Raw genomic sequence first — 9,472 nt, 5'->3', positions numbered from 1 at the left:
TCCTAGCCATTTTCGCGCGCACTATCTTCTTCGTGCTGTCCCCTTTTCTAATTCTTGTTACGATAGGAATTAAGCTCTCGAAAAAAGAGAGCCTTTCCACCTACGCAAAGAACATTGCTATCGCTTACGATATCATCATCAATGTCGTAGGGGGGGAGCTATGGGACTTATTGTTTCGAGGTCGAAGGGTGGAGAAGTATAAGTTTGGCAGTTTTCGCACGATTTCAGCTGACCTTGGGCTTAACAAAGAAATATACAACCTTACAAAATTTGGCTCTCGTGTAGAGAGGTTTCTTCACTTTCTAGATGCTAACCACGTTGAGAACGCCGTAAAATCTATGAAAAAGTACCTATTAATCCTATTGCTATTTGTGTCGGGAGTGGCACAGTCGCAGCACCTAGTCTTCAAGTGCGATTCCACATTTTTTAAGTCCCCGCGCATTCCTGGGGGCTACTATGTGGAAGGCATATCCGCCAAAGCACTTAATCCCATTTTGGGCGATACAGCAGCCTTATTTTGTCACTTCGAGTTCTATCGGATTGTGGATTCGACCTACCAAAAGGTTGATGAGCAGAACGATTATATACCCAAGTGGGTACCAACCCAAAGCGGCTATAAGAATCTGCATACGATGCTGTTTAGCGGCAACAAATTGCTTATCTACGAAGCCGCGAAGCTTTTCGCGGAGTATCAAGGATACACGCTCAAGCCCTTAACAGAACAAACCTTTCTTAATAATCTATACCCGGAATGAAACCTAACAAAACCTTACTTGTTGTGCTGGCATTGCTTACGATGCTGGCCCTTGCCACGCTGTCTATGCTTGTGTGGCAGCGAAAAACCAACCAAAACCCTACCGTCGATGAAATCAAAAAACAATCTGACAGTGTGGCTCTTGTTAGCCTTGCTCAGCCTGATAGCGTCAAGTTGCGTAAGCTCCAAGCGCTTAAGCGAAGAATCGCAGAGGCGCGCTACAACGATAGCCTTCAACGCGCAGCGGATTAGTGATGCCGACGCGGCCGTGGCCTGCTATGATATGCTTATCAGCGCCGAGCAGAGGCTGGCTGATACTACCGATGCTTATCGAAATTACCGAGAAATCGTAACGCCTGGCTTAGAGAAAAAGGCTCGAAAGAAAGGAATCTGGATTGGGGCGGGTGGCTCGACCGCTATTTGGCTTACGTTGCTAATCCTCCTAAAATAAAAAAAGCGCTGCATCAATGCAGCGCTTTTTTTATGTGGATATTGTCACTTTCGCCTATAGGTAGATGCCCAACTCTTGGCAAATCCTGTTCCGCTCCCGGATCCTGTATAGTGAATTTGGAGTTCTCCGTAAATGCCTGCGGGGAGATCCCAAGTAATATACTGCTGTGGTGTGTTGGTGATGGTGTAAGTCATTGATGCTACATCTGTCCAGCCTGCTGCACTGTGCAACCGCTTCTGAAGCTTGTAAGTGCCTGCTAGGGTGGTAGAGCCTACGCGATCGATATTCGAGGTCACGGTTACGGCATCGTAGTAGCCGCCCAGGTTGAGTTGCATGGTACGGTTTTGGGTAGCGTACACGCGCACTGTGTCACTGCCGGTACTGGAGCTCACAAATTTCATAATACCCGGCGATTGAGCCATTGCCTCAGCCTGAAACAAAATGGCCATCAAAGTGACCATACAAAACGAAATCAAAGTTTTCATTAAAGTTAAAATTTGGGTTAATACTATACTCTACATCGAATCTCCCTAAAAACGCGCACGTTCTGCTTTTCGTGTCCCATGAGGGCGTGTGTTTTGGCTTTTTTTTCGTAGAAAAACTGCGCAAATGATTGAGATTCAAAACTCGAAAGGTCAATATCTTGAGCTATATCCAGATACTACACTTGAGCAAGAGCTGAATTCCTGGCTTATCAGTGAAGATGATACGCTGCTGGGTAGCTGGTCTTTTCCGTTTCGCTTTCCGCTTACACCTTCCAATCAATCTTTCATCAGTCACAAGCATCGTTTTGAGGCAAGCAACTTTACTGGTATTTCGGTTGCCATGAGTATCGACGGCCTGCCATGGGGACCTGCTATACTGAACTTTCGCATCAAAAATGATGAAGCAGACGCTTACCTTGTGTTCGATCAGAGCGAGGTCGCCGTACAATTACGCACCAAAAGTATCTCCGATATCGTGGCCGAGGATACTTTTCAGGTAGCCACTGATCCTACTACCCTGCCGGCCGCAATGACTCGCACAGTCGATCCCCTTACCAATCCGTGGCCTTTTGTGTTTGCGCCCGTCTACAACCCCAAGGCGACAGACGCCAAGCGCATGGAAGATGAAGGGCCAGAGACTCGTTTTTTTCGTCACCGAGACTATATCAATGAATATCGACTTGGTTTCGTCGGCGATATGCAAACTGAAAAGGTACAGGGAACCAACGAAACTATCACGGTATACGGTAGCCCCGTGGTACCATTTTTCTATCTCTGGTGGGTGATCAAACGTGTATGCGAAGCCCTTGGATTCACGGCTGACGGCAGCTGGTACCATGATCCTGATGTGAGGGCGTTGGTGATGTACAATAACATGGCCACCAGTGTCGAATATAACTTTGGATTTGGGGTGTCGGTATACGCTCGCTACCATGTCTGGAGCATGAAACTCAACGAGTTTTTCAAATTTCTACGTACTGACCTAGGCGTAGGCGTTTTTTTTAACTCAGCCACCCAGAGCGTAATTTTTCGGAGCTTCGAAGAGTTGAAATCCCAACGCCCCACGCTCGACTTGAGTGAGCAGCTACTTTCTGGACATACCATCGACCCCATTAGGCAGGGTGGATACACCCTGCAGTTTGCCTCCCTTCGAGGTATTGACAAGGAAAATGCCCAACCAACCCCTTATACCATTGGTCTTGGTGAAACCCAAGTAAGTATGAAGCTTTCTACCTTGGCAATGGCGATCCAGAAGCGGAACCTTCTCCTACTGAAAGTCAACATGATGGTACCAACGGATGACACTCCCATTCAGACGATTGATACACGCTATGCCGGTCTTGGTCAATACACCCTTGAGCTGCCCACGCACCCTCCCATATTGATGTCGTATCTAGGTATGCAACCCGACCAGCTTGGTTTTCCTTACCCCATGCTTAGTAGCATTCCTCGTAATTATAGGCAGACTACCGTAGGCAATCTTGCCACTCACCCTGACGAACCCAATAGCATATTTCATCGTTGGGTTCGGCCTTACTATGAGTTCCGTGCTTTTTCGAAGCCCATTACCCAGACCTTTCGTCTCAAGATTGGCCAAGCGAAATCAGCTAGGCTCTGGGAGCCGGTGCTTACTCAGTCGCCGGAGTTTCTCAAGCTGCCCTGTCTTATTCAGAGTCTCACCACACGATGGCCAGCTGAGGAGGGATTGCTTACCACCGAAGCCACCCTGTGGCCAATCCTCATTCCTTCAGATTATACGCCTTCTGTACCAAGTGGAATTTGGGTCAAAATTGAGCTGTATGACCTTGGCAGTATTGTACCTACCATACGCGCCTATAGTATTACGTTCAAGTTTTTCTATGATCAGGCGGGCACCATGCCGGCCGTAGCCGATAGGCTCGTGATTCACTATCAATACCAAACAAAAGGTTTTGATAGTGAAGCTGGCCAAACCAAAACGGAGACTGTAAGAAAAGCCGCACGTGTCCAAAATCCCGGTACTGAACTGTTAGCTGAAGTCTACTTCCAAGCTTTTGCGAGCGATGACCCAGCCGCCCAAGTAGCTTACCCTGACCAATATTATGCAATTCCCAACACGCTGCGCATACTACCCGGTGCTGGCTATCGAATCGGATGAAAAATCTAACACTCAACGAACGCATCAATCTGCGTGGAATGCTCTCACAATTTCAGAAATACGCCATCAAAGACTGGCAGGAGCAGCTCGACAAAAAGGTGTATCGAAAACGAGGCACCAAAATCATCACGAAGGATGGCTACCAAGCTACCCGAATTCGATTCCGGAGCGGGGCGCTCAGGCGTGAATGGAATAGCTCACTACACATGAATTCAGGCTTGTCTACCCTCAGTTTCAAATTCCCGTTGCACGGCCGCATGGTCGACATGGGCGTAGGAAAAGGAATCAGCTACACCGACCAAAAATACGCAAGCTCACGCTTTGGGCGGCGCATCGGCGACGGTGTCGGGCGGCGACCAGTGAAATGGATTGGCAAAACCAAGACTTTTTCGCAACGACGACTCGCCGAACTGCTCGTAAAACGATACGGGAAAGGACTGGTGGGAATGGTTTCTGACATCTTAACCACTGAGCTGAAGATGTCGCTCTAATTATAATAATAAACCACAAATGGCAACTAAACGCGATCAAGCCGTCGTAGACCTCGTAATCGATGGTCGCCGTGCTGAGACTTCAATCAAGGCCGTGCAAAAGGCTACTTACGACACTGAGCGGATGCTGCGAAATATGTCGGAAGCTGCCGACCCAGCCGCTTACGAAAAGCTCAAGAAGGAACTACACCAACTCGAAACAGCACTGTCGAGCATGAATAGTGAGTTGAAAAGCCAAAGTACGCAGCTCGGCAAAAACCAAAGCGACTGGCAGCGATTCGCCTCTAACGCCAAAAGCACTATCGCGGGGGTAGTAGGTGGCAATCTGCTTACCCAAGGACTGAGTAAGTTGATGGATTTAGCCTCACAAGCCCCCCAAAAGATTGCCGAAATCGCCGACGAAATGACCAATGTCGGCAAGACAACCGGCTTGGCCAATGATGAAGTGCAAGCCCTTTTTGATGAGTTCCAAAACATGGACACCCGTAGTACGCGCACCGAGCTGGCAGAGCTGGCCGAAATCGCCGGAAAGCTTGGAGAGTCTACGCTGGAGGGTACTACTGAGTTTGTGAAGGGTGCAGACATCATCAAAGTGGCTTTGGCCAAAGATCTGGGCGGTAGTGCGGAGGAGGCCATTACGAAGATTTCAAAAATCATCGAAATCTTCAACCTGAAGGAGCAATTCGGGATTCAGGATAGTTTTCTGAAAGTTGGTTCGGCGATCAACTCGCTGGGAGCGGCTTCATCTGCCAGTGAAGAATACATCGTCAATTTCACCACTCGCCTCGCTGGTGTCGCTCCGACCGCCAAGATTTCCGTTCCTGACGTACTTGGTCTTGCGGCGGCCATGGATCAGCTTGGCCAATCGCCTGAACTTGCCTCGACCAATATCGCCAAGATGATTCTTGCCCTGGGCAAAAATGTCCCTTATTTTGCAAAGGTAGCAGGGATGAGTATCAAAGAGTTTTCGTCGCTACTCAAAAACGATGCTAACGAGGCTTTTCTCCGCGTGATCGAAGGGGCTAACGTATCCGGAAAAGGCATAGAAGGACTAGCGACCACTTTCAAAACCCTTGGTATCGAAGGCTCAGAAGGGGCGCAAGTTATTGGAGCCTTGGCCGGCAAGATTGACCTCGTTCGTGAATCGCAACGCGTCTCCAATGAGGAGTTCCAATCGGGTACTTCAGTACTGGACGAATACAACCGCGCTAATACCAACAGTGCGGCGATTATGGACAAAATCTCTAAGAAATTCGAAGACCTGTGGCTAGTGGCTAAGTCAGCTTTAGACCCCTTTATTTTTTCTTTTGGAAAGCTGCTGGGGGTAATCAACGAAGCTAGTATCGCTACTTCAGACTATAATCAGAAAACCCAAAGTCTAGCGAAAACCGAAAAAAACCTTGAACCTCTCATCAAAAAATACGATGAGCTGAAGTCCCAAATGTACGCTGGAAAGGACGTGCAAAAGGAACTTAATGAGGTGATTCAAAAAATCGCAAAGATTGTTCCTGAAGCGGCGGTCAAGTTTGACGAGTATGGCAATGCCATTGATATCTCCACCAAAAAAACCGAAGAGTTCATTAAGTCGCAAAGAGCCGCAATGGAGGTACTGCGGATACAAACCAAAGACAAAGTCACTTCCGAACTTCAAGACCTCCAAAAACAACGTGCTGTATTAATCAAAGAGCTTAATGAAAAACAAGTCGTAGAGGCCAGTACTGGAACTGGTGGTGGGGCAGTGTATACCAAACAACTATCCAATTCTGAACTTGCTCAAAGGAAAGCACAGGTTGAGGAACTCAACAAAAAAATCAAGGAGCAGGAGCAGAGCCTTAAAAAATTGGACGGGGTACTAACTATCGCCGACCGTAGAAATGCCCGCCGTGCTGCTGAAAGTAGTGGTGATGGCGGCGGCGGCGGTGGTGGCGATACCAAAACCTACACCGGTGATGGCCCAAACAAAAAAGACAAGGAAGTAGATGAGTTTAAGCAGCTCAAGGCTGAACTGCAAAAGCTCCGCGAAGATGCTCAACTCGATCTCCTAAACTCCAATGAGCGTGAAGTACAAGTAGTGAAGTTTAAATACGAACGCCTGCGGGAGCTGGCCAAAGGAAACAAAGACTACTTGACCCAATTGGCCGAACTAGAAACGGCAGAGCTGGGACGATTGCAGGAGCAACAAACCACAAAAGCAGCAACCGAAGCAGAAAAGCAGCGTAAAAAAGCGGAGGAGGAATATCAAAAGCGGCAACAAAAGCTAGATGAGGATCTAGGTAGCAAGAAAAAAGATGCTTTATCCGAAATTACTGACTATACTGCTAAAAACCAAGAAGATGACCAAACCAGAGAGCTTACCTTAGCCAATAATGAATATGTTAGGCTGCTTACTTTAGCTACCGAAGCTAGACTTGCTCAGGAGCAAATACTTCCGCTTTGGGATGCTTATGAAGCAAAAAGGCTTGCTATCATCAAAAAGTATGATTTAAAATCTCAGGAAGTATCAGACCAACGACGTCAAAAAGAGATTGAACAAGTAGGGGTACTAACTAGCACCGTAGGAAATATTTTTGCCAGTTTCTTTGAGATTGCCGCATCCAACGAAACCGAGTTTGCCGAATTCAAGAAAATCGCCACCCTGGTACAGATTGCTACCGATACCGCAGCTGCTATTTCAACAATGACTGCCAAAGGAGCCTATGCAAGTTTGACCCCTATCGATGCCGCCATCAAAATTGCCACTGGTGTTGCCACGGTACTGGCCAATATCGCCAAGGCCAAGGCCGTGCTGAGTGATGCCAAAACACCCAATGCCCCTAACTTCCAGCGTATGCCCGGCCGCGCTACCGGTGGCCCCACTGACTTACTTTCGCTCTACCTCGACAACAGCGGAAATCCTGAAGGCTACGTGCGCCGCCCGACGCTCTTCAATCTCGGCCGCCGCTCCTACATGGCAGGCGAAGCCGGAAAAAATGGCGTGGGTGGCATGGAATATGTCATCTCCAATCCCATGCTTCAGAGTCCTATTCATGCCAATTTTGTGGCACTCACCGAGGCTCTACGTACAAGCGGCTATGACTTCACCAAACGTGCCGATCTTGGCTCCTCTGCCTCTACCACTCCCGACGCTGGTAGCGCCCAATTGGCCTCAATGATGGCGCTCTTTTTGGCCGAGCAAAAGGCCACCCGCGAGGAGATGGCCAAGTTTGCCAAAAAGCCGTGGAACTATCGACAGATTGAGCAAACGCAAGAGATGCTCGACTACATCAAAACCGCCCACAGTGCTTAATTTGGGCGTTTTTCCTCCCAAACCCCTGTCCTACCTTTTATGGTGTAAGGCAGGGGTTTTTTGCGACCCAAATCTAATAGCAACCATGAAAAAAGAAATGAAAACGCCTATCACCTACTACGGTGGTAAACAAAAAATGCTCAACAGTATCCTTCCCAAAATCCCCTCTCACACCCTGTACGTTGAGCCTTTCTTTGGCGGTGGCGCGGTGTTTTTTGCCAAACCTCCCTCTGAAGCTGAAATCGTCAACGACATCAATCACCGTCTTGTTACGTTTTACCGCGCGCTCAAGTATGATTTTGAAGACCTCCAAGCCAAGATTGACGAAACCTTCCACTCAAGAGCGCAGCACAAAGAATCGGGGGTGGAGTATGAGTCTGGTGAGGAGCTTATCACCGACCCATTGGCGATGGCGTGGGCGGTGTGGGTACAAACCAACATGTCGTTTGGTTCCCAAATAGGGTCAGGTTTTGGATACGACCGCGGGGGTAAGTGTGCCTTCAAGCTGCACAACAAAAAGAATGCCTTCACCGATGCCTTCCAGCTCCGCATGAAGAAAGTAACGATTGAATGCTACGACGTACTGAAGGTGATTAAAGCCTACGATTCGCCAAACACATTTTTCTACCTCGATCCGCCCTACGTATCGGCCAACCAGGGGCATTATGCAGGGTATACAGAAGAACACTTTAGGCAGCTCCTCGATGCTTGCGTATCGATGCAGGGTAAGTTTTTACTCTCAAGCTATCCCGAAAATTTACTTTTTGATTATCGTCAAAAGTACCATTGGAAAACCGAAGACCATCAAAAGTCTCTTGCCGTAGACGGCCGCAGAAAAGAAAATAAGACCAAGATTGAGTGTTTGACTTGGAATTATTAGCAGGAATATTTTTCGCCGTTTTTTGGGAATATTTTCTTGCCATTTTGAAGACAAAAAAGCCTCCAATTGGTAGGCTTTTTTGTTATATCTTGCAAAAGCAAAAAGCCTACCCAAGTTTCCCGACCTGATAGGCTTTTTAAAAAATCATTAACAACATAACAGGTACGAAAATAATGAAAAAACTGATTCCTTTTGCTGTGTTAGAAAAAATACAACCACTGCTTGATAAGTACAGGGACTCCATAAAGATTCTCAAAGATCCCAAGTACGCAATCATCATTAAAGATGCTGATCCCAAATCAGATTTTTTCTTCCGAATTCGACATCAAGACGGCAATGACCTACATCACATTGAGTTCCACCCATTGAGTGAAAAATCCCTAAGACCCTATTCAATGGATGCCAATTTGCAGGAGTTAGTTTCAACCGTTACAAATTGGTTAACACTCCTCGATAAGTACAATCAGCTTCAGACGGTTTTTGATGACCCTATGTTAGAAGCTCATGCCAATACTTTTTTTGAAGTACTAAAAATGAATGAAGATGATGCCGACCAAGTACCCTTTGATCCCATCAGAATGCTGTATCTTGACCAATACATTGAGGCTGTCAAGTTGATACTTCAGAAGTATGAAGAGTCTACCGATTTAGATAGCAAAAAAATGCAACTAGAGGAGATAAAAGAAGATTGTGAAGCTTTACAGGAACAGTTGTCGTCTCTCCCTAAAAACAAAGTGGTAAAGTATTTGGCTAAAATTTGGGCTAAAAGCAGCAAGTATAGTATAGCTCTTATGAAGGAGTTTCTGGCAGAGTTCAAAAAAGAGACGGTTAAGTGGATTGCCAAACAAATGTATGAAGGTGAGGGGAGTTTTTTCAATCAAATAAAGGGGCTTATTGAATAGCCTATATCCTGCAAAATCCTTTTTAAATTAAAAATGCTCGCTGGCCTAGGAACCGTAACGAGCACTCTCAATCTATATTCTTTTAA

Annotated in this window: 9 protein-coding genes; 8 read left to right on the top strand and 1 reads right to left on the bottom strand. The window is 47.0% G+C overall.

Features of this window, described 5'->3' with window-relative positions; all coding sequences use genetic code 11:
- The 3 genes from G563_RS38465 to G563_RS38120 form a co-directional block, all read left to right on the top strand.
- Window positions 1-755 (top strand): hypothetical protein (locus G563_RS38465; protein ID WP_028666324.1); only part of this gene is annotated, 755 nt, incomplete at its 5' end.
- The gene (locus G563_RS0116710; RefSeq protein WP_028666323.1) at window positions 752-1,006 is read left to right on the top strand and encodes a hypothetical protein; all 255 of its coding nucleotides are present in this window, start codon (window positions 752-754) and stop codon (window positions 1,004-1,006) included. The genes G563_RS38465 and G563_RS0116710, both read left to right, overlap by 4 nt.
- Before the next feature lie 31 nt (window positions 1,007-1,037).
- Entirely contained in the window at window positions 1,038-1,205 is a 168-nt protein-coding gene (locus tag G563_RS38120; RefSeq protein ID WP_157585416.1) for a hypothetical protein, read from the top strand.
- A gap of 44 nt (window positions 1,206-1,249) precedes the next feature.
- On the opposite strand, the gene G563_RS0116700 is transcribed toward G563_RS38120, so the two are convergent.
- On the bottom strand, window positions 1,250-1,690 hold the full coding sequence (locus G563_RS0116700) for a hypothetical protein (protein WP_028666322.1): 441 nt from the start codon (window positions 1,688-1,690) through the stop codon (window positions 1,250-1,252).
- A gap of 124 nt (window positions 1,691-1,814) precedes the next feature.
- On the opposite strand from G563_RS0116700, the gene G563_RS0116695 reads away from it, so the two are divergent.
- The 5 genes from G563_RS0116695 to G563_RS0116675 all read left to right on the top strand — a co-directional run bounded on the left by G563_RS0116695 (window position 1,815) and on the right by G563_RS0116675 (window position 9,386).
- Complete coding sequence (locus G563_RS0116695; protein ID WP_157585414.1) at window positions 1,815-3,827, top strand: hypothetical protein; 2,013 nt, start codon at window positions 1,815-1,817, stop codon at window positions 3,825-3,827.
- Window positions 3,824-4,318 (top strand): hypothetical protein, encoded by a 495-nt coding sequence (locus G563_RS0116690; RefSeq protein ID WP_028666320.1) that lies wholly within the window; start codon window positions 3,824-3,826, stop codon window positions 4,316-4,318. Before G563_RS0116695 ends, G563_RS0116690 begins: the two co-directional genes overlap by 4 nt.
- A 19-nt stretch (window positions 4,319-4,337) precedes the next feature.
- The gene (locus G563_RS0116685; protein WP_028666319.1) at window positions 4,338-7,604 is read left to right on the top strand and encodes a phage tail tape measure protein; all 3,267 of its coding nucleotides are present in this window, start codon (window positions 4,338-4,340) and stop codon (window positions 7,602-7,604) included.
- An 85-nt stretch (window positions 7,605-7,689) separates the two neighbouring features.
- Window positions 7,690-8,484 carry a DNA adenine methylase gene (locus G563_RS0116680; RefSeq protein ID WP_051211030.1) on the top strand — a complete coding sequence of 265 codons (795 nt, stop codon included), beginning with the start codon at window positions 7,690-7,692 and terminating at the stop codon, window positions 8,482-8,484.
- Between the two features lie 173 nt (window positions 8,485-8,657).
- Window positions 8,658-9,386, top strand: a complete 729-nt coding sequence (locus G563_RS0116675) for a hypothetical protein (protein WP_028666317.1) — start codon at window positions 8,658-8,660, stop codon at window positions 9,384-9,386.
- Window positions 9,387-9,472 lie beyond the last annotated feature (86 nt).

The sequence above is a fragment of the Runella zeae DSM 19591 genome (genome assembly GCF_000423565.1).
Taxonomy (GTDB): domain Bacteria; phylum Bacteroidota; class Bacteroidia; order Cytophagales; family Spirosomataceae; genus Runella; species Runella zeae.
Note: the sequence above shows the minus strand (reverse complement) of the source record. Positions and strands in the feature narration are given on the sequence as shown.

Coding starts and splice junctions, on each gene's coding strand:
- G563_RS0116710 (WP_028666323.1), top strand. CDS start 752: ATGAAACCTAACAAAACCTTACTTGTTGTGCTGGCATTGCTTACGATG.
- G563_RS38120 (WP_157585416.1), top strand. CDS start 1,038: ATGCTTATCAGCGCCGAGCAGAGGCTGGCTGATACTACCGATGCTTAT.
- G563_RS0116700 (WP_028666322.1), bottom strand. CDS start 1,690: ATGAAAACTTTGATTTCGTTTTGTATGGTCACTTTGATGGCCATTTTG.
- G563_RS0116695 (WP_157585414.1), top strand. CDS start 1,815: ATGATTGAGATTCAAAACTCGAAAGGTCAATATCTTGAGCTATATCCA.
- G563_RS0116690 (WP_028666320.1), top strand. CDS start 3,824: ATGAAAAATCTAACACTCAACGAACGCATCAATCTGCGTGGAATGCTC.
- G563_RS0116685 (WP_028666319.1), top strand. CDS start 4,338: ATGGCAACTAAACGCGATCAAGCCGTCGTAGACCTCGTAATCGATGGT.
- G563_RS0116680 (WP_051211030.1), top strand. CDS start 7,690: ATGAAAAAAGAAATGAAAACGCCTATCACCTACTACGGTGGTAAACAA.
- G563_RS0116675 (WP_028666317.1), top strand. CDS start 8,658: ATGAAAAAACTGATTCCTTTTGCTGTGTTAGAAAAAATACAACCACTG.